Below are 18,741 nucleotides of genomic sequence, written 5' to 3' on the forward strand. Positions count from 1 at the left end.
CCCCGCGTCTCGCGAAGCGAAGCGAGCGAGAGGGGTCGGATGCGCCGACTCGGCATGTTGTCGTCTACGGCAGCTGAAATACGAAGTGGCAGAGCAGGTAGGTCAGGGCTGCGACACCACCGGCCGCGGGGAAGGTGAAGATCCAGGCGGCGACGATCGACTTCGCGATACCCCAGCGGACCGCTGAGAACCGCTTGGTCGCGCCGACACCCATGATCGCCGAGGTGATCGTGTGGGTGGTCGAGATCGGGGCCTCCCAGACGTACGCCGTGGTGTAGAGCACCGAGGCGGCGACCGACTCGGCGGCGAAGCCGCGGGAGGGGTCCAGGTGGATGATGCGACGGCCGAGGGTGCGCATGATGCGCCAGCCCCCGGACATGGTGCCGAGAGAGATCGCGGTCGCAGCCGCGGCGATGACCCAGAGCGGAAGAGGGTCGCCCTCGGAGAGGAAACCGCCGGTGACCAGGGCCAGGAAGATGACGCCCATCGTCTTCTGGGCGTCCTGGAGGCCGTGGCCGAGGGCCATCGCGGCGGCCGAGATCGTCTGCGCGATCCGGAAGCCCTTCTGGGCCTTGTGCTGGTTGGCGCGGCGGAAGATCCACATGATGGCGAGCATCACGCCGAAGCCGAGGCCGAAGGCGACCACGGGGGACACGAACATCGGGATGACGACCTTCTCCAGCACCGTCATCCAGTTGACGAACGCGCCGGCGGCGATCGCCGAACCGGCCAGGCCACCGATGAGCGCGTGCGACGATGACGAGGGGAGGCCGAAGTACCAGGTGATCATGTTCCAGGCGATCGCGCCGAGCAGGCCGGCCATCACGACGGTCAGACCATGTGCCCCTGATGGTGGCGTGATGGTGTCGGAGACGGTGTGGGCGACCTTCTGGCCCAGGAAGGCGCCGACGAAGTTCATCACCGCCGCGAGCAGGAGGGCGATGCGCGGCGTGAGCGCGCGCGTGGACACGGAGGTCGCGATGGCGTTGGCTGCGTCGTGGAAGCCGTTGGTGTAGTCGAAGACCAGGGCGACGACGACCACCGCGATGACGATGGCAAGTTCCACGGTGTCAGGATTCCTTGACGGCGATCTGCTCGACGGTGTTCGCGACCTTCTCGAAGCCGTCGATCGCGTCCTCGAGTGACTCGACGATGTCCTTCAGCTTGAGGACCTCCATCGCGTCGTACTCACCGGAGAAGAGCTTGGCGAGGATGCGACGGTGGTTCTTGTCGCCCTGGTTCTCGAGACGGTTGATCTCGATCCAGTACTCGGAGAGCTCCTTCATGGAGCGCAGCTTGGGCATCGCCGCCGCGGTCAGCTCGGCGCAGCGCTGGAGCACGGTGACCTGGTCCGAGAGCTCGGGGGGCAGGATGTTGACGCCGTAGACGAAGATCTGGTCGACGACCTCGTCCATCGAGTCCATCACGTCGTCGAGACCGGAGCCGAGGGCGTAGATGTCCTCGCGGTCGAACGGCGTGACGAAGGTCGAGTTGACCTTCTTGACGATCTCGTGGGTGGACTCGTCGGCGGCGTGCTCCGCGTCGCGCATACGTCGCGCGACGTCCTCGCGATCGGCTGTGTCGCTGAGCATCTCGGCGAGCAGCGAGACACCGCCGACGAGGTGGTTGGCGGACTCGGTGAACAGGTCGTAGAACGACGTGTCGACCGGGCGGATTCGGAAACGCACGGGGGGCTCCTGGCTGGATGAGGCAGACCTGCGGGCTCATGTTAGGCGAGTCCGCTTGACACGACGAAAGCCAGGGCGTGTTCAGCCTGTCGCGGCGCGCCTGCGCTGGCGCTGCCGTGTGATCAACATCGCCTGCAGGTGGTCGGGAGCGTGGTTTCGGGCCCACGTTCCGTCGGGGCCGAGGATCCAGGCGTCCGTGGTCGGTTCGAATGCCAGGTCGAACAGTGCGCCGACCTCGGCCACGAGCTCCGGGGTGGGGAGCCGTACGAGGGCCTCGACCCGGCGGTCGAGGTTGCGGTGCATCATGTCGGCCGAGCCGATCCAGGCGGTCGGTCCGTCGCCGTCCTCGGTGGCACCGTTCTCGAACCAGAAGATCCGGGAGTGCTCCAGGAAGCGGCCCAGGATCGAGCGCACCTCGATGGTCTCGCTGAGTCCCGCCACGCCGGGACGGAGCGCGCAGATGCCCCGGACCAGGAGCTGCACGGGCACGCCCGCCTGGGAGGCCAGGTAGAGCGCGTCGATGATCGCCTCGTCGACCACCGAGTTGGCCTTGAGCCGAATCCTCGCCGGGCGCCCGGCCAGGTGGTGGGCGATCTCGGCGTGGATCTGCTCGATCAGGCCGTTGCGTACGTTGCCGGGGGCCACCAGAAGCTGCTCGTACGTCGCCTCCCGGCTCCAGCCGGAGAGGTTGTTGAACAGGTGGGCGACGTCCTCGCCGATCTCCTCGTTGGTGGTGATCAGCCCCATGTCCTCGTAGAGCCTGGAGGTCTTCGGGTTGTAGTTGCCGGTGCCGATGTGGGTGTAGCGACGGATCGTGCCGTCGGGCTCCTCGCGGACCACCATCGCCAGCTTGCAGTGGGTCTTCAGGCCGACCAGGCCGTAGACCACGTGGCAGCCGGCCTGCTCGAGCTTGCGCGCCCAGCGGATGTTGGCCACCTCGTCGAAGCGGGCCTTGATCTCGACCAGCACCAGCACCTGCTTGCCTGCCTCGGCAGCGTCGATCAGGGCGTCGATGATGGGGGAGTCGCCGGAGGTGCGGTAGAGGGTCTGCTTGATCGCCAGCACCCGCGGGTCGGCCGCGGCCTGCTCGATGAAGCGCTGCACGCTGGTCGCGAACGAGTCGTAGGGATGCTGGAGGAGTACGTCACCACGGCGAGCCGCCTTGAAGACGTCGACCGGTGCGGCGCTCTCGACCGGCGCGAGCGCCGGGTGCGTGCTCGGCACGAAGGCCGGATACTTCAGCTGCTCGCGGTCGATGTCGGCGATGCCGTGCAGCCCGCGCAGGTCGAGCGGACCGGGCAGCCGGAAGACCTCCTTGTCGGAGATGCCGAGCTCGGAGACCAGCAGGTCGAGCGTCGAGTCGGTCATCGACTCCTGCACCTCGAGGCGTACGGGAGGGCCGAAGCGCCGCCTGAGCAGCTCCTTCTCCAGTGCGGTGAGGAGGTTCTCGGTGTCGTCCTCCTCGACCTCGAGATCCTCGTTGCGGGTGACCCGGAAGGTGTGCACCTCGAGGATCTCCATGCCCGGGAACAGCTTGGACAGGCGCTCGCTCATGACCTCCTCGAGCGGCACGAAGCGGTCGTTGCCCAGCGGCACGAAGCGGCTGAAGATCGGCGGGACCTTCACCCGGGCGAAGTGCTTCTTCTTGGTCTTCGGGTCCCGCAGCCGGACGGCGAGGTTGAGGGAGAGGCCGGAGATGTAGGGGAACGGGTGGGCCGGGTCGACCGCGAGCGGCGTCAGCACCGGGTAGACCCGCTCCTTGAACAGCTTCTTGCAGGCCTTGACCTCCTCGGGGGTGAGGTCCTCCCAGTGCAGCAGCTGGATGCCCTCTTCGAGCAGCGCCGGCTTGATCTTGCCGCGGAACACCTCGGCATGCCGCTCGGAGAGCTCCCGGGTCTTCTTCCAGATCAGCTCGAGGACCTCCCGCGGCATCAGGCCGGAAGCGGCCTTGACCGCCACCCCCGCCGCGATCCGCCGCTTCAGGCCCGCCACCCGGACCATGAAGAACTCGTCCAGGTTGGAGGTGAAGATCGCCAGGAAACGTACGCGCTCCAGCAGCGGCAGCGTCTCGTCCTCCGCCAGCTCCAGCACCCGCTCGTTGAACCGCAGCCAGGACAGCTCGCGGTCGAGGAACCGGTCCTCGTACTTCTCGACCTCGGCCAGCGCCTCATGATCGGGGATGTATTCGGGCTCGACGTCGAACGGCTGGTCGGGAACCGCGGTCAGGCTCACGGTGTCCTCGGCCGAACGGGTGGGGGCCTGCGGGTCGAGACTCATGGGACCAGTGTGACTCACCTGCGTGTCCTGCGGGGAGACTCGATCCGAACTCTGACCGCTGGACCGGTCGTCTGGTGAACTTACCTGTTACACGATGTCCCTACTAGCGGGTAGTTTGGGCGCATGTCGATTCTTGCGCGTGCGTCGTCCGTGATCGATCCGCTGCTGGCGCCGGTGGTGACCCGGATCAAGGGCCTGGCGTTCGAGGGGGCGTTGAACCTGCCGGCCGCGGCGCAGCGGCGGCTCGTCGGCAAGCCGGTGACGTACGACGGGCAGACGCTCGCGGTGGACACGCAGATCATGCTCGCGCTGATGAAGGTGTCGGGGGAGCCGGACCCGTCGACGCTGCCGATCCCGAAGGGGCGGGTGGCGCTGTCGCGGCAGTCGCAGCTCGGGGGTGGTCGTCAGGAGATCGGGTCGGTGCGCGAGCTCTGGGCCGCGGGGCTGAAGGCGCGGCTCTACGTCCCGGAGGGTGCCTCGGGCAGCGCGCCGCTGCTGGTCTTCCTGCACGGTGGCGGCTTCATCTTCGGCGACCTCGACTCCCACGACGCCCCCTGCCGGCTGCTGGCCAGTGAGTCGGGCGTCAAGGTGCTCTCGATCGACTACCGGCTGGCGCCGGAGGCACCGTTCCCGGCGGCGTACGACGACTCGGTAGCGGCGTTCCGGTGGGCGGTCGAGCACGCGGCCGAGCTCGGTGCGGACCCGGCCCGGATCGGGGTCGGCGGCGACTCGGCCGGCGGCAACCTGGCGGCCGGGGTCGCGCTTGCCGTCGGCGAGGACTGCGCCTTCCAGCTGCTCATCTACCCGGTGACGCAGTCGGAGGCGGCGACCAAGAGCCGCGAGGACCTCAGCGAGGGCTTCTACCTGACCTCGGACTTCATCGCGGCCGCCACCGACAACTACCTGCCCGCGGGCATCGACCGCCGCGACCCGCGCCACGCCCCGCTGTACGCGGAGATCCCGGCGACCGGGATCGCCCCGGCGTACGTCGCGACCGCGGGTTTCGACCCGCTGCGCGACGAGGGCGAGGCGTACGCCGCCAAGCTCGAGGAGGCTGGGGTCAAGGTCGCGCACAAGCGCTTCGCCGACCAGATCCACGGGTTCCTGAACGTGGTCGGCGCCGGGCGTACGTCTCGCGCTGCCGTGCTCGAGCTCGCGCAGGTCCTGCGCGACAACCTCTGAGGCTGACTCAGCCGGCCATATCCGGACGCCAGCGGAGAACTTCGCGCTGGAACGCCTCGGGGTCGACCATCGACTTGTCGACCTTCACCGCACCGGCCTCGTCGGTGTTGAACTCGACGACCCACTCGTCGGTGGCCGGCTCACCCTTGATGGTGATGTCGGTCTGGGTGTCGTAGAGGTCGTAGGTGTGGGTCTGCTCGTCCTTGCGTACGTCGAGCACGCCCTCCTCGGTGACGGTGACGGTGCTCTCGGTCATGACCGAGCCGTCCTCGGGCACGAACGTACGGACGGTGGGCTCGGGCAAGGGAGTGTCGGCGCCCGGGATCTTGGCGCCGGGGAACTTGCCGGACTCGGCGAGCTTGACCGCCGCCAGCCAGCCGCTCGAGCGGTGGGGGAGCGAGTCGCTCGGGGTGTCGGGCAGGTCCGCCGTCGCGGTGCGTGAGTCCTCGGACTGCAGCTTGTTGGCCTGCTTCTTCCCGGTCGGCCGCTCGGGCAGCGTCACGGGCGCGGTCGGAGGACCGGCCGTCGGCGCGGCCGGTGAGTCGACCGGTGCGGGCGCGGTGGTCTCGACAGGGTCGACCAACGGCGTGCGCGCGACCGGCTCGAGGGGCTCGACCACGAGCGGCTCGTCAGGAGCGTCCGGGATGGGGAACTGAGCCTCGGGCGGCGACGGGGTCGCGGCAAGGGTGAGCTCGAGCGCCTGCATCGCCCGCTTGTTGGTGCTGCCGCCCTTGACCGCGAGCATGACGGCCTCACGCAGGTCGGCGAGCTGCTTGGCGAGCTGGGCGCTGCGGCGTTCGGCGATCTGCCGGTCCACGATGGCCTGCTCGACCAGCTGGGTGTTGTGCAGGATCGAGGCCTCGACGGCCTGACGGTCGATCGCCTTCTGGCCGGCGACCTCCTCGGCCTCGGCCCGAAGGCGTACGGACTCGGCGGCCTGCTCCTGGACGTCGGCGAGACGGTTCATCATCTCCGTCATCCGGCGCTCGGCCTCTTCGCGCTCGCGGGCCTGTCCGGTGACGAGCTCGGTCATCGATTCGTGAGCGGTACGCAGCGCGGACTCCGCCGCCCGACGACCCTCGTTGGCCTCGGTCGCGGCGCGCTCGGCGGCGCGGCGGCCCTCAAGGGCCTGCACCGCGAGATCGGCGTGCTCGGAGGCGCGCTGGTCGGCCGCCATCCGGGCGAGGTTGGCGGACTCGGCCGCCTGCTCGGCCTGCGAGGCGAGCTCGGTGAGCTGCCGGTAGCGCTCCTCGTTCTCGTTGGCCTCGTGCGCGGCGGCAGCGGCGAACTCGGCGTACTGCTTCGCGCTCTTCTCGGCCTCGAGACGGGCGTCGTTGGCGGCGTCGGCGGCCTTGAAGGCGCGCAGCGCGGCCTCCTCCGCCTCGGTGCGCGCGGCCAGCGCCTCGGCTGCCACGGCGTACTGGTCGGCAGCCGTGGCCTCGGCCGCGGCCCGGGTCATCGCGTGGTCCTCGGCGTTGGCGTCGGCGGCCTTGCGCTCCTCGAAGGCCTCCTTCGCCGCTTCCTCGGCCTCGGCGCGGGCGGTCGCGGCCGACTCGGCGGCGGCGTAGGCCGCTTCGGCCGCAGCCTCCGCCTCCTTGCGGGCCTGCTCGGCGATCTCGGCCTGCGTCGCCATCGCGACCGCGGAGTCCTCGGCCGTGATCCGCGCGGCGGCGGCCTTCTCGGCCTCCGTCGCCCGGTCGTTGGCGGCCTGCTCGGCGGCCTGGCGTGCGGTGAACGCGGCCAGCGCCTCGTCGGCTCGGCCGGCTGCGGCCGCGTCGGCCTCCTCGCGCATCCGCGCGAGCTCCTCGGATCGGGTGTCGGCGGCGGCGCGGGCGGTGTAGGCGGCCTCGGCGGCAGCCTCCGCCTCGCTGCGGGCCTCGTAGGCGGCGCGGGCCTCGTCCGCGGCCTTGCGGGCGGCCTTCTCGGCTGCCGCGAGCGCGTCGCGAAGCTCGTCCATCTCCTCGAGGCGGTCCTCGGCGGCGGCCTCCGCGACGCTGCGCGCGGCGTAGGCGGCCTGGGCCAGCTCGGCGTGCTCTGCTGCCTTGGTGTGGGCCTCGGCGGCGGAGGCGGCTGCGGTGGCGGCCTCCTCGGCCTTGGTGTGGGCGGCCTCCTCGGCCTCGGTGCGGGCGGTGGCCTGCTCCTCGGCGATCCGGGCCGCCTCGAGCAGGCGGCGCTCGGCGGCCTCCAGCTCCTTGCCCCTCGCGAGCGCGGCCTCCTCGGCCTCGGCGCGCTCCTTGGCACGGGTGTCGGCGAGCTTCTCGGCCTCGACCCGGGCGCGGGCGTACTCCTCGGCTGCCTTCTCCGCGACCTCGCGCGCCTGGTGGGCGTCGGCGGCCAGCTCGGCGTGGAGCTTGGCGGTCTCGTCGGCCTTCGCGCGGGCGGTCGCGTGCTGGGCGGCGGACTCCTCGGCCACCAGCCGCTCGGCCGCCTGCTCGGCGGCCGCCTGCTCGGCTGAGATGCGAAGCGACTCGGCTGCGGCAGCGGCGCGGGCCAACTCCGCAGCGCGCGCCGTCAGGTCCTCGTCGTCACCCGGCTGGGCGGCCGAATCCCGGCTCCACCACTTGCCACTGGGGGTCTGCGTGCTCACGAGGGTGAATGCTAACGGCGAAGTAGGTGGTGTGTGGAGTCTCCGAGAGGATTAACACGCTCGCTACCTGGAACTACACTTATGTAATTCTGGGCGGTGCCGACTTCAGTAGACGAGCGCCTGTACGCCGTCGCGCAGGATCTCCTCGGCGAACACGAACGCGCCCTTGATGACCACACCGTCGATCAGGTCGTCCTCGGTGAGATCGCGACGCGAGGCGCACTGGCTGCACACGGTCACCTGGCCGGCCTCGAGAACCAGCCCGATCAACTCCTGCAGCGGCGCCGCGTTCTCGAGCGTGAACTCTTCCGCCTTCCCGGGCACCGCGAACCAGGTCGCCTCACCGGTGAGCCACAGCGACACCTTCGCGCCGGCGGTCGCGGCGGCCGAAGCGACCGTGAAGGCCTGGTTCGTACGCTCAGGCGTCTCGGCGCCGACGGTCACCTTCACCACGAGTTCTTGCATGCCGAGCACACTAGCGCTTGCGTTTCGGGTCGTAGCCGACGTACGGCCTAAACTCGGCGTGTGGCTTTCGAACTTCCGGAGAACCTTCACCCCGATGCCGGTCCCTGTGCGTGGATGCTCGGCACCTGGCAGGGCAACGGGCACGGTGACTATCCGACGATCGACAAGTTCGAGTTCGGGCAGGAGCTGATCTTCACCCACGACGGGCGTCCGTTCTTCCACTACTTCGCGCGCTCGTGGATCATCGACCCGGAGACGGGGGAGAAGGTGCGCGACGCGGCGCTGGAGACCGGTTTCGTGCGCTTCCGCCCCGAGGGCGAGGTCGAGTGGGTGATGACGCACAACACCGGCATCGTCGAGGTCTGGTACGGCAAGGCCGAGGGCGGCAAGCTCGACCTCACCACCGATGCGGTCGCCCGCACGGAGACCGCGAAGGAATACACCGCCGGCAAGCGCCTCTACGGCAACGTCGAGGGCGACCTTCTCTACGCCTTCGACATGGCCGCGATGGGTCAGGCGCTGCAGCCGCACCTGTGGGCGCGGCTCAAGCGGGTCAAGAAGTAGGTCCAGGAAGTAGTCGTCATGACCGAGGCCGCTGAGGACTGGCGCGAGGCCCTTCGGGCGAAGGGCTACCGGCTCACGCCCCAGCGCGAGCTGGTCCTCGGTGCGGTCGAGCGACTGCGCCATGCCACCCCCGAGGAGGTGCTCGCGGTCGTACGCGAGTCGTCCTCGGCGATCAACCTCTCCACCGTCTACCGCAACCTCGAGGTGCTCGAGGAGCTGGGCCTGGTGCGGCACGCCCACCTGGGTGAGCGGGCGTCGACCTACCACTCGGTCTCCGGGCGGCCACATTTTCATGCGGTTTGCAGGAAGTGTCAGAAGGTCACCAGTGTTGACCCCTCAGTGGCCGACGGTATCTGCGAGCGGCTGCGTGAGGAGTACGCCTTCGAGGCAGATGTCGCTCATCTGACCGTCTTCGGGGCGTGCGTCGACTGTTCTTCCGAGGAGCCATGATGACTGCCAGCCCGCTTCTGTCCCTGCCCGGTGCCGTCGCCGGCGATGGTGCCGACGCACCCGTCGCGGCGCACTACGGATCGTTCAACCTGGAGCAGCGGACGATGGCCTCCGGCGAGGGGTTCGTCGACCTCTCCCACCGGGACGTGCTGCGGATCGCGGGACCTGATCGGTTGACCTGGCTGCACTCGCTGACCTCGCAGGCCTTCGAGGGACTGGCTCCCGGGGCCTGGACCTCGGCCCTGATCCTGTCGCCGCAGGGGCATGTCGAGCACTTCTTCTCCGGCGTCGACGACGGCTCCTCCTTCCTGGCGTGGACCGAGCCCGGGGCCGGTGAGGCGCTGGTCGGCTACCTGGAGCGGATGAAGTTCTGGTCGGATGTGACCGTGACGGCCGAGCCGTCGCAGGCCTCCGTCTGGCGTCCCACGCAGGGCTACTCGTTCGTCCCACGCGAGTCCCTGGAGACGTACGCCGCTGCCGCAGGCCCCGCCTGCGGGTTCTGGGCGTTCGAGGCTCTCCGGATCGAGCGCGGTGAGCCGCGGTTCGGCGTGGACACCGACGCGCGCACGATCCCCAACGAGGTCGGCTGGGTGCCGGGTTCGGAAGAGACCGTCGGCCCGGAGTACGCCGTCCATCTCGACAAGGGCTGCTACCGCGGCCAGGAGACGGTCGCCCGCGTCCACACGCTCGGCCGCCCGCCGCGTCGGCTGGTGCTGCTCCACCTCGACGGCTCCGAGAACCGGCTGCCGGCCGCGGGGTCGGAGCTGGTCTTCGGTGAGAAGACGGTCGGCTTCGTCGGGTCCTCGGCTCGACACCACGAGCTCGGCCCGATCGCGTTGGGGCTGGTCAAGCGCAACGTACCCGTGGACGCGCAGCTCGTCGTGGACGGGATGCCGGTCGCGCAGGAGGTCCTCGTCGACCCCGAGATCGGCCTCCACATCCGCCCGCTGCGCTGACCCGCTTCCCTCGATCCGGGTCAGAGCCAGGGCGACGCTCGCGGTCGGTCAGTCCCGCCGACCGGCGGCGACGGCGTCGAGGGCGAGGGTCGCGAGGACGTCGCCGGGGATGCCGGGGTAGCCGTGGCTGAGGGCACGCCAGTCGGCAGGGATGGCGGAGGCGCCCCAGCGGGCACCGAGGAGGCCGCCGGCGATGGCGGCGACGGTGTCGGTGTCGTTGCCGATCCGGATGGCGGTGTTCAAGGCCTCGACATAGTGCTCGGGCCCTGTGGCCGGGGTCTGAGCGATCGAGGACCAGGCGGCCTGCAGCGCGGTGACGACCCAGCCGTTGGGATTGAAGGTCGCCGGCGGAGCCGTCTCGGCCTCGTCGAGCTTCTCGGTCCAGAAGGTGGCCTCGGCGGGGGAGAGGTGGGAGAGGCCGGAGCGTACGTCCAGCTCGCCGTGCATCACCGCGTGCTCGATCGCCAGGGACCACAGCACACAGCCGGACCGGGCGTGCTCGTCCCAGTGGGTCAGGGCGCTCACCGCGGCGGCGGCCTCGGCGACGGCCGGGCGGTCGCCGAGATGGCGGAGCGGGACCGGCGCGGTACGCATCAGGGAGCCGTTGCCTCCGGTGTGGCCGGTCGTCGCGTGCAGCTTCTCCGAGACCTGCCGCAGCTGCGCGGCGGTCGGCGCGGGGCCGGCGGTGTCGAGCACCCGGGCGGTCTGGTTGCCGATGTCCTTCGGATCCGACTCCGCCCACGTCCGGAAGTTGCGGCCGACCGCGGTCAGCCCCTCCTCGGTGCGCAGGTCGAGTCCGCCGGCGGCGGCGTCGAGGATGCACCACGCCATCGTCGTGTCGTCGGTCCACTCCCCGGGCGCGAACGGGCCGAGCCCGCCACCGAGCATCTGCGCCTTCTCGTCGGCGCCGAGCCGAGGCCGGTCGAACTCGTAGTGAGCCCCGAGCGCATCCGCGACCGCGGTTCCGACGATGGCCCCGACGGCCCGGTCACTCTGAGACTCCGTGAGATCGGATTGGGTCAGCTCCACGCGACCAGAGACTAGCCGCGGGTGTACTGGACGTGGGTGTCGGCCGCAGCGCGGGTGAAGCCGAGGCCTTCGTAGAGACGTACGGCCGGGGTGTTGTCGCCCTCGACATAGAGATGGATCTGCTCGACGCCGGCGGTGGCCAGGTGGTTCAGCCCGAGGAGGGTGACCAGCTTGCCGAGGCCGCGGCCCTGCGCGGCGGGGTCGACACCGACGACGTAGACCTCGCCCTCGGTCTCGCTGTGGCGCTTGGTCCAGTGGAACGCGAGCAGCTTCTCGCCCTCCCACGCGGTGACCAGCCCCGACGGATCGAACCACGGCTCCGACATCCGCTCCCGCAGACCGGCCTCGTCCAGTGATCCCTGCTCGGGGTGGTGCGCGAAGGCGGCGGCGTTGACCCGGAGCAGCTCGGCCTCGTCGCCGGGCTCGAAGCCGCGTACGACGATCCCGTCCGGGGTCTCGGGAGCCGGCGGGAGACCGGCGACGGGCCGCCGCATCACCCACAGGTCCCGGGTGCGCTTCCAGCCCTGGGTGGCGGCCAGCCGGGCGGCCGCCGGGTTGTCCCCGTGGGACCAGGCGGTGGTCCCGGAGGCCAGCGACGGCGCCCGGAGCAGCAGCTGTCGCCCCAGGCCGACCCCCCGATGCTGAGTCAGCACCACGAGCGAGAGCTCGGCGCCGATCAAGAGCCCGAAGCCGCGTACGTCACCCCAGATCGTGGCGTCGTCCGGACGGTTGCGCAGCGTCAGGAGCGTCGCCTCGTCGAGCGGCGCCACGCCGTCGTACGCCTCGGTCGCCTTCGCGATGGCCAGGACCTGATCGACGGTGAGTGCCATAGGTGCAGCCTAGGCGTCGGCCCCCAGGCGAGGAGACGGGGTCAGCCGGGCGCCGTCGGCGGCGGCCTCGTTGTTCTTCGAGGGCAGCACGAAGCGGTAGCCGACGTTGCGGACGGTGCCGATGAGGGTCTCGTTCTCGGGGCCGAGCTTGGCGCGCAGGCGACGTACGTGGACGTCGACGGTGCGGGTGCCTCCGAAGTAGTCGTAGCCCCACACCTCCTGCAGCAGCTGCTGGCGGGAGAAGACGCGGCCCGGGTGCTGGGCGAGGAACTTCAGGAGCTCGAACTCTTTGAAGGTCAGGTCGAGCGGGCGGCCGCCGATCTTGGCGGTGTAGGTGGCGTCGTCGACGACGACCTCGCCGGAGCGGATGACGTGGGCCTCGGGGTCGGAAGCCTCGCGGGCCGCGGAGATGCGGCCGATCGCGAGCTTGATCCGCGCCTCGAGCTCGGCCGGGCCGCAGGTGTGCAGCACGACGTCGTCCATGCCCCAGTCGTGGGCGACGACGGCGAGGCCACCCTCGGTGGCGACGAGCAGAACGGGGATGTCGGTGCCGGTCGTGCGGATCAGACGACACAGGTCACGGGCCTGGGCGAGGTCCTGCCGGCCGTCCACCAGCAGCAGGTCGGAGTCCGGCGCCTCGAGAAGCGCGCTACCTTCAGCAGGAAGGATCTTCACCTGATGGCCGAGGAGAGAAAGTCCGGGGAGGACATCTGCCGAGGGCTGAAGCGAACTGGTCAGCAAAAGAAGCGAGCTCATTGGGGGTGCCTCTCGGTCAGAGAAAGAGGAGCACCGAAACGCAACATTGAGCCTCGGTGAGGTGATCGTTGGACCATATTAACGAAACCTCGCGGTGACATAGGAAGGTTGTCCACGAGAAAGTGACGAAAGTTATAGAGGTCCGCTACTGGGCCGCAGCCAAGTCCGCGGCCGGGACTCCGTCCGACCAGATCGAGGTCGACGGCCCGTTGACGCTGGCCGAAGTCGTACGCCGTGCCGCGGAGCTGCACGCCGGCACCCGCCTTCCCGAGGTGTTGAAGGTCTGCTCGGCGCTCGTCGGTGACCGCCCGGTCGGGTCGCAGGATCCGGGTGCGGTCTCGGTCGAGCCCGGGGAGAGGGTCGAGTTCCTCCCGCCGTTCGCCGGGGGCTCGGAATGAGTTCACGCGATTCGGGGTTGTGCCCCTCGTGAGCACAGGAGCCTGGATCGCGATCATCGCGGTCGTCGCCGCCCTCGGGTTCGGTCTTTTCCGGCTGTTCACCGATGGACGGTTCAGAGGTACGAAGGAGCTGCACGTGACCCAGGAGGTTCACGAGCCCGAGCCGCACGCGTGGGATGCGGTCACCGACGCACTGGGCGAGACCGAGTTAGGTGCGCGGGCGACGCTGGTGCAGTTCTCCTCCGCCTTCTGCGCCCCGTGCCGGGCGACCCGGCGGATCCTGGGCGAGGTGGCCGAGATCGTCCCGGGCGTGGTGCATGTCGAGATCGACGCCGAGCACCACCTCGAGCTGGTGCGTCGCCTCGACATCCTGCGTACGCCGACGACGCTGGTCATCGACGGCGCCGGGAACGAGATCGCCCGTGCCTCAGGGGCTCCGCGCAAGGAGCAGGTCCTGAGTGCGATTCCTGCCTTCGATCTCGAATCCTGACACGCTCGTCCATATGACGAGACATTCGTTTCGTGGCCGTCGGCCATCGCGCTACTGTCTTCGCATGTTCTCGACCATGCTGACCAAGCGCCGCGCAGTGGATCACTGCCGCGTGCGCTCGGCGCTGTGTCGTTCCTGCCGCTGATTCCCTGAGATTTGTCGACTCAGTCGACACCGGGGATCGCTTTCGCCTGTCAGGCTCGTCCTGACGACCTCCCCTCCACTCTCGCAGGAGCACACCTATGTCCGAGACCTCGAGCACGACGGCTACACAGATCGGAATCGACCCCCGCGGCCCGCAGTTCACTGCAGCGGTGACCGTTGTCGTGCTCATCCTGGCCCTGCTGCTCCCGCAGCCATGGGCTCTGGTGGTCACGGTCATCCAGACGGTGCTCTTCGCGATCGGGGCAGGTCTCGGCGTTCAGCGGACCCCTCATGCCTGGCTCTTCAAGAAGTTCGTACGTCCCCGCCTCGGGGCCCCGGACGAGCTCGAGGACCCGGCCCCGCCCCGATTCGCCCAGGGGGTCGGCCTCGCCTTCCTGCTGGTCGCGCTCGTGGGCTACCTCCTCAGCGCCACGCTCGTGGCGCAGATCGCCCTCGGCCTCGCGCTCGTTGCGGCCGTGCTCAATGCCGTCTTCCGGTTCTGCCTCGGCTGCGAGATCTACCTGCTGATCAGGCGACTGGGTCCCACCCCGTCGGCCTGACCCCTGAACGCAAGACTGAACCATTTTTATGGCCAACGAAAGGTACCTAGATGACCCGCGAGAACTCCCTCGTCTCCGCCCAGTGGGTGGAGGAGCACCTCGATGACCCGAAGGTGGTGCTGATCGAGGTCGACGAAGACACCACCGCCTACGACAAGGGCCACATCAAGGGTGCGATCAAGCTCGACTGGACCACCGACCTGCAGGACCAGGTGCGCCGCGACTTCGTCAACAAGGACCAGTTCTCCGCACTGCTCTCCGAGCGTGGCGTCGCCAACGACGACACTGTGGTGCTCTATGGCGGCAACAACAACTGGTTCGCCGCGTACGCCTTCTGGTACTTCAAGCTCTACGGCCACCAGGACGTCAAGCTGCTTGACGGCGGCCGCAAGAAGTGGGAGCTCGACTCCCGCGAGCTGACCGACGAGGCCGTCACCCGCGAGGCGGCCAGCTACACCGCCCAGGACCAGGACCTCTCGATCCGTGCCTTCCGTGACGAGACCGTCGAGGCCATCGGCGTCAAGAACCTGGTCGACGTGCGGTCGCCCGACGAGTTCGCCGGCCGCCTCCTCGCCCCGGCCCACCTCCCGCAGGAGCAGGCCCAGCGCGCCGGTCACATCCCGACCGCGGCCAACGTCCCGTGGTCCAAGGCGGCCAACGACGACGGCACCTTCCGCTCCGACGAGGAGCTCAAGGAGATCTACTCCGAGGCCGGCGTCGACTGGAGCAAGGACACCATCGCCTACTGCCGCATCGGCGAGCGCTCCTCGCACACCTGGTTCGTGCTCAAGGAGCTCCTCGGCCAGGAGAACGTGAAGAACTACGACGGCTCGTGGACCGAGTACGGCTCCCTCGTCGGCGTTCCGGTCGTCACCGGCGACGAGCCCGGGGAGGCCTGAGCATGTGCGGAGCAACTGAGGGCGGGCTCTCGCTCGCCGGCGTCGACGTCGCCAAGGAAGCAGTCATCCAGGGTCAGGTGACCCGTGACGGGTCGCCGGTCCACGGTGCCTACGTCCGGCTGCTCGACCGCACCGGCGAGTTCACCGCCGAGGTGCCCACCTCGGCCACCGGCCACTTCCGGTTCTTCGCCGGCGACGGCGAGTGGACGCTGCGTACGCTCGCGCCGAAGGCGGAGCCCGTGGACAAGAAGGTCCACGCAGCGGTCGGCAACGTCGCCGAGGTGACGATCCCGATCGGCTGAACACTCGCGATCACCGCTTACCGGCCCGTCCTGCTCCGGCAGGGCGGGCCGGCGGCGTTCTCGGGCCGGGCCAAGCGCTCAGCCCGGGTTCGAGGAGCCCGGTGGAAGCCGGCGGTTGAGCGAGAAGAGCCGCCCGAGCACGGGCATGAGCACGATGTTGACCGCGTGCAGGATGCCGATGACCAGCAGGATCCCGGCGATCCTCGCCAGCTCGTCGCTGAGCTGGGCGGCAGAGATGGAGCCGGCGGAGCCGAGCCAGGAGTCGGCCGGCTCGAACCGGATCGTCAGGAGGATGTAGGCGATGAAGATCAGGTAGTAGACGATGTCGGTCAGCACGATGTAGCTCTTGCCGGTCCGCGGGTTGTCGTGGAACACGTCGGCGGCGTACGCCCGGCCGAACCGCTTGATCAGCGGCCCGAGCCACAGGGCGAGCCCGATGAGAATCGCGGTCGTCAGGATTTCGAGCGTCCACCAGGGCATGGTTTCCTCCCCGTTCAGTTCACGGATCTTGTTGACGTACGCCACCACGCCGAGGACCACGGCGACGAGGACGATGGCGGCGACGACGCGGCGGCGCGTCCGGCGGCGTACCTGGTCCCCGGCGATGCCGTCGACCACCCGGGCGAACAGGTCAGCGGACGGCGGTGGCGGACTGGCCGGGTCCCCCATCGCGTCTCGCAGCAGATCGTCGATCCGGCTCATCGGGACTCGACCAGCGTCTCTGCCAGGCTCTTGCGGCCGCGCCGAAGGTGGGTCTTGACGGAGTTCTCCGACAGACCGAGAGCGGTGGCGATCTCGGCGATGCCGAGGTCGTAGTAGTAATGCAGGCTGATGCACTCGCGCTGTCGGGTGGGGAGCCCGCGCAGCGCGGCGATCACTTCGTCCCGGGCGGCGTGGTCCACCGCCTGGTCCTCGGCCGAGGCCTCGTAGGGCTCCGCCGGCGGTTGATGGCGCAGAGAGACGAACCCGCGGCGGTTGTGATCGCGGGCGAGGTTGACGACGATCACGCGCAGGTACGCGGTCGCCTTGGTGTGGTCCCGGAGCCGATGGGCGTGCCGGGCCAGGCGGATGAAGGCCTCTTGGACGAGATCTTCGGCCGCTGTCTTGTCATCCACATACCACCGAGCCATGTGCACCAGCGCCGCCCCTTCGCTCTCGAAGAGCGCCACGAGCAGGCCGTCGCCGATGGCGACGTCGACGTCCGCTTCGTCCATGGCACTCGTCCCATCACTCTCTAGACGAGTGGGACGGGCGATCGGGGTGACGGCCCCCGAGAGGAAAAAAGAACTGCTTCGGCCGGTCACCCTCCGCGGCCGGCGCAAACGTCTTCGAAGCAGAGTTTACAAATGCCTCTACTCCCAAGGAGGGGTCCTATGTCCTTCATGAACAGCCCCAAGATGGCTATCGAGATGGCGGCAGAGCACCGTGCTCGCGAGATCGCCGCCCAGCAGGCTCGGCACCGACTCAGGCTCGCCAGGCAGGCTCGACGACAGGCGAGGTACGCCGAGCAGATCGCCCGGCAGGCGGCTCTCTACGCGGAGAACCCGGACCTGCCCGTGGAGTGGCTCCCGAAGCCCCCGCGTCAGCACACCGACAGCGTCTTCGTCCTGGTGAGCCGGGTCAGGGACTTCGTCCGTGATCTCGGCGGGCACGGCGGTAGGACTCCGGGTGTCCAGGCGCGGTGAGTTCGGCCGCTCCGTCCTCCTCTTCGTCGGGTTCGGGTTCGGCTGGGCGGTCGCGGCTCGGCTCTTCATGCGGTTCTTCAGCGACGATCCCTCGTTCACGCTGCAGGGAACCGGCATGATCGTGGGCCTCGTACTGCTCGAGTTCATCGGGCTCGGGGCCGTCCGAGATGCTCGGCGATCAGGGCGTACGCGCTGGTGGCGGCTCGCGCCCGTGCCGGGACTGCTGCTCTACTTCAGTCTGGGCATGGTGTTCGTGCCCTGCGTCGTCGCCGGGCTCGTTGTCGGGCGTTGCCGTCGAGCGCCGGTCATCGGGCTGGTCACCCTGGTGGGTGTGGCGGGCTCCATCGCCGTTCCCGTGGTGCTGATGCTGGGCGACTCCGGCATCCCGATGGCGCCGACCTTCTTCGCGGGAATGGTCCTGTATGTCGCGTGCTGCCTCGGGCTTGTCGCCGCCTCGAGCGAGTGGTCGCGCCCCTGGCGCCGGCCGATTCGAACCAGCGAGTCGCCGCAACAACCGGCGTACGCAGGCGGCCTCTAGCTTCAGAGCGAAGGAAATCTTGCGGTCCAAGCGGGATATGACGATAGGTTGTCCTCATGTCTGGACTGCTTGTGACCGTGGCGCCTACCGGGGCGGAGACCGCGAAGGAAGACTGCCCGCAGCTGCCGACGACGCTGGAGGAGCTCGTCGCGACGGCGGTTGAGTGCGAGGAGGCCGGCGCGCGGATGATCCACGTCCACATCCGCGACGACGACCATGCGCCGACGCTCGACCTCGGCCGGCTCACCGAGACGGTCGATGCGCTTCACGAGAAGACCGAGCTGATCGTGCAGCTCTCCACTGGTGGCTCGGTCCACGACCCGCTGGACAAGCGGCTGAAGGTGCTCGACGCCGGGCCGGACTCGTGCTCGCTGACGATGGGCACGACCAACTTCGGCGACGACGTCTTCTCCAACCCGTGGCCGTTCATCGCCGAGCTCTACCAGCTCACCCAGGAGCGTGGGGTGGTGCCGGAGTTCGAGCTCTTCGACCTGGGCCACGTTGCCGCGCTGCAGCGCCTGCTGGGGAAGTACGGGCTGCCCGCCGGCGGCAAGGTTCACGTCGACTTCGTCATGGGCGTGCCCGGCGGCATGCCCGGCACCTCCGCCGCGCTGGTCGCCGGCGTCGCCGCGCTCCCTGCCGAGGTCACCTCGTGGTCGGCGACCGGTATCGGCCGCTCGACCCTCCCGGTCATGCTCACCTCGCTGGCCATGGGCGGCCACCTGCGGGTCGGGATGGAGGACGTACTCACCCTCGCCAAGGGTGTCCCCGTCGACGCCAACCGCCAGCTCGTCGAGCGAGCCGTCGAAGCGGCCGCGGTCGCCCAGCGTCAGCCGATGAGTGCCGACGACGCCTGGGCGCTCCTCGGGCTGAAGCGATAGCTGATCCGCCGAGTCGGCTCGTTCTGACGCAGATCGACGCCGAGTCGGCTCGTCATGACG

General features: G+C 69.4%; 22 protein-coding genes. 12 read left to right on the forward strand and 10 right to left on the reverse strand.

Translation table 11 applies throughout. The features are described from left to right. Nucleotides 1-64: 64 nt before the first annotated feature. The 3 genes from ACFU7D_RS20330 to ACFU7D_RS20340 all read right to left on the reverse strand — a co-directional run bounded on the left by ACFU7D_RS20330 (nucleotide 65) and on the right by ACFU7D_RS20340 (nucleotide 3,965). A complete protein-coding gene (locus tag ACFU7D_RS20330) occupies nucleotides 65-1,066 on the reverse strand; it encodes an anion permease (RefSeq protein WP_378728864.1) in 1,002 nt (333 codons plus the stop codon). A 4-nt stretch (nucleotides 1,067-1,070) separates the two neighbouring features. Further along, complete coding sequence (locus ACFU7D_RS20335) at nucleotides 1,071-1,688, reverse strand: DUF47 domain-containing protein (RefSeq protein ID WP_091045846.1); 618 nt, start codon at nucleotides 1,686-1,688, stop codon at nucleotides 1,071-1,073. 81 nt (nucleotides 1,689-1,769) lie between these two features. Further along, nucleotides 1,770-3,965 carry an RNA degradosome polyphosphate kinase gene (locus tag ACFU7D_RS20340; protein WP_378870486.1) on the reverse strand — a complete coding sequence of 732 codons (2,196 nt, stop codon included), beginning with the start codon at nucleotides 3,963-3,965 and terminating at the stop codon, nucleotides 1,770-1,772. A 123-nt stretch (nucleotides 3,966-4,088) separates the two neighbouring features. On the opposite strand from ACFU7D_RS20340, the gene ACFU7D_RS20345 reads away from it, so the two are divergent. Continuing rightward, on the forward strand, nucleotides 4,089-5,147 hold the full coding sequence (locus ACFU7D_RS20345) for an alpha/beta hydrolase (RefSeq protein WP_378870489.1): 1,059 nt from the start codon (nucleotides 4,089-4,091) through the stop codon (nucleotides 5,145-5,147). Between the two features lie 7 nt (nucleotides 5,148-5,154). Here ACFU7D_RS20345 and ACFU7D_RS20350 read toward each other — a convergent pair whose 3' ends face one another. Beyond that, complete coding sequence (locus ACFU7D_RS20350) at nucleotides 5,155-7,734, reverse strand: hypothetical protein (RefSeq protein ID WP_378870491.1); 2,580 nt, start codon at nucleotides 7,732-7,734, stop codon at nucleotides 5,155-5,157. 105 nt (nucleotides 7,735-7,839) lie between these two features. Further along, complete coding sequence (locus ACFU7D_RS20355) at nucleotides 7,840-8,199, reverse strand: DsrE family protein (protein WP_378728869.1); 360 nt, start codon at nucleotides 8,197-8,199, stop codon at nucleotides 7,840-7,842. A 60-nt stretch (nucleotides 8,200-8,259) separates the two neighbouring features. On the opposite strand from ACFU7D_RS20355, the gene ACFU7D_RS20360 reads away from it, so the two are divergent. The 3 genes from ACFU7D_RS20360 to ACFU7D_RS20370 are packed head-to-tail and all read left to right on the forward strand — an operon-like array spanning nucleotide 8,260 to nucleotide 10,169. Beyond that, nucleotides 8,260-8,763, forward strand: coding sequence for an FABP family protein (locus ACFU7D_RS20360; RefSeq protein ID WP_378728870.1), 504 nt, complete (start codon nucleotides 8,260-8,262; stop codon nucleotides 8,761-8,763). An 18-nt stretch (nucleotides 8,764-8,781) separates the two neighbouring features. Continuing rightward, a complete protein-coding gene (locus ACFU7D_RS20365; protein WP_378728871.1) occupies nucleotides 8,782-9,213 on the forward strand; it encodes a Fur family transcriptional regulator in 432 nt (143 codons plus the stop codon). After that, nucleotides 9,210-10,169 (forward strand): YgfZ/GcvT domain-containing protein, encoded by a 960-nt coding sequence (locus ACFU7D_RS20370; protein ID WP_378870494.1) that lies wholly within the window; start codon nucleotides 9,210-9,212, stop codon nucleotides 10,167-10,169. Before ACFU7D_RS20365 ends, ACFU7D_RS20370 begins: the two co-directional genes overlap by 4 nt. Nucleotides 10,170-10,217: 48 nt before the next feature. Here the strand turns inward: ACFU7D_RS20370 and ACFU7D_RS20375 are convergent, their stop codons facing one another. From ACFU7D_RS20375 to ACFU7D_RS20385, 3 genes are read right to left on the reverse strand one after another with little or no spacing between them, the layout of a single operon-like run. Next, on the reverse strand, nucleotides 10,218-11,198 hold the full coding sequence (locus ACFU7D_RS20375) for an ADP-ribosylglycohydrolase family protein (RefSeq protein WP_378870497.1): 981 nt from the start codon (nucleotides 11,196-11,198) through the stop codon (nucleotides 10,218-10,220). Between the two features lie 11 nt (nucleotides 11,199-11,209). Beyond that, nucleotides 11,210-12,028, reverse strand: a complete 819-nt coding sequence (gene mshD / locus ACFU7D_RS20380; RefSeq protein ID WP_378870500.1) for a mycothiol synthase — start codon at nucleotides 12,026-12,028, stop codon at nucleotides 11,210-11,212. A 9-nt stretch (nucleotides 12,029-12,037) separates the two neighbouring features. Beyond that, nucleotides 12,038-12,784 carry a response regulator transcription factor gene (locus ACFU7D_RS20385; RefSeq protein WP_091045869.1) on the reverse strand — a complete coding sequence of 249 codons (747 nt, stop codon included), beginning with the start codon at nucleotides 12,782-12,784 and terminating at the stop codon, nucleotides 12,038-12,040. 122 nt (nucleotides 12,785-12,906) lie between these two features. Here ACFU7D_RS20385 and ACFU7D_RS20390 point away from each other — a divergent pair, with 122 nt between their 5' ends. The 5 genes from ACFU7D_RS20390 to ACFU7D_RS20410 all read left to right on the forward strand — a co-directional run bounded on the left by ACFU7D_RS20390 (nucleotide 12,907) and on the right by ACFU7D_RS20410 (nucleotide 15,577). Beyond that, nucleotides 12,907-13,182 (forward strand): MoaD/ThiS family protein, encoded by a 276-nt coding sequence (locus ACFU7D_RS20390; RefSeq protein WP_378870503.1) that lies wholly within the window; start codon nucleotides 12,907-12,909, stop codon nucleotides 13,180-13,182. A 28-nt stretch (nucleotides 13,183-13,210) separates the two neighbouring features. Beyond that, nucleotides 13,211-13,672, forward strand: a complete 462-nt coding sequence (locus ACFU7D_RS20395; protein ID WP_378870506.1) for a thioredoxin family protein — start codon at nucleotides 13,211-13,213, stop codon at nucleotides 13,670-13,672. A gap of 242 nt (nucleotides 13,673-13,914) precedes the next feature. Continuing rightward, the gene (locus tag ACFU7D_RS20400) at nucleotides 13,915-14,376 is read left to right on the forward strand and encodes a DUF4395 domain-containing protein (RefSeq protein WP_378870510.1); all 462 of its coding nucleotides are present in this window, start codon (nucleotides 13,915-13,917) and stop codon (nucleotides 14,374-14,376) included. Nucleotides 14,377-14,426: 50 nt separating this feature from the next. Beyond that, nucleotides 14,427-15,275, forward strand: a complete 849-nt coding sequence (locus ACFU7D_RS20405; RefSeq protein ID WP_378728880.1) for a sulfurtransferase — start codon at nucleotides 14,427-14,429, stop codon at nucleotides 15,273-15,275. Nucleotides 15,276-15,277: 2 nt separating this feature from the next. Further along, nucleotides 15,278-15,577, forward strand: a complete 300-nt coding sequence (locus ACFU7D_RS20410; RefSeq protein ID WP_378728881.1) for a DUF1416 domain-containing protein — start codon at nucleotides 15,278-15,280, stop codon at nucleotides 15,575-15,577. A gap of 78 nt (nucleotides 15,578-15,655) precedes the next feature. On the opposite strand, the gene ACFU7D_RS20415 is transcribed toward ACFU7D_RS20410, so the two are convergent. Both ACFU7D_RS20415 and ACFU7D_RS20420 read right to left on the reverse strand, forming a co-directional pair. Then, a complete protein-coding gene (locus ACFU7D_RS20415) occupies nucleotides 15,656-16,279 on the reverse strand; it encodes a hypothetical protein (protein WP_378870513.1) in 624 nt (207 codons plus the stop codon). Continuing rightward, the gene (locus ACFU7D_RS20420) at nucleotides 16,276-16,791 is read right to left on the reverse strand and encodes an RNA polymerase sigma factor (protein ID WP_378728883.1); all 516 of its coding nucleotides are present in this window, start codon (nucleotides 16,789-16,791) and stop codon (nucleotides 16,276-16,278) included. Before ACFU7D_RS20420 ends, ACFU7D_RS20415 begins: the two co-directional genes overlap by 4 nt. Before the next feature lie 159 nt (nucleotides 16,792-16,950). Between ACFU7D_RS20420 and ACFU7D_RS20425 the strand changes: the two genes are divergently transcribed. The 3 genes from ACFU7D_RS20425 to ACFU7D_RS20435 are packed head-to-tail and all read left to right on the forward strand — an operon-like array spanning nucleotide 16,951 to nucleotide 18,681. Further along, nucleotides 16,951-17,262 carry a hypothetical protein gene (locus ACFU7D_RS20425; RefSeq protein WP_378870515.1) on the forward strand — a complete coding sequence of 104 codons (312 nt, stop codon included), beginning with the start codon at nucleotides 16,951-16,953 and terminating at the stop codon, nucleotides 17,260-17,262. Further along, complete coding sequence (locus tag ACFU7D_RS20430) at nucleotides 17,246-17,800, forward strand: hypothetical protein (RefSeq protein ID WP_378870517.1); 555 nt, start codon at nucleotides 17,246-17,248, stop codon at nucleotides 17,798-17,800. Before ACFU7D_RS20425 ends, ACFU7D_RS20430 begins: the two co-directional genes overlap by 17 nt. Nucleotides 17,801-17,856: 56 nt before the next feature. Continuing rightward, entirely contained in the window at nucleotides 17,857-18,681 is an 825-nt protein-coding gene (locus tag ACFU7D_RS20435) for a 3-keto-5-aminohexanoate cleavage protein (protein WP_378870520.1), read from the forward strand. Nucleotides 18,682-18,741: the final 60 nt, after the last annotated feature.

Source organism: Nocardioides sp. NPDC057577 (assembly GCF_042801335.1).
Classification (GTDB): Bacteria; Actinomycetota; Actinomycetes; order Propionibacteriales; family Nocardioidaceae; genus Nocardioides.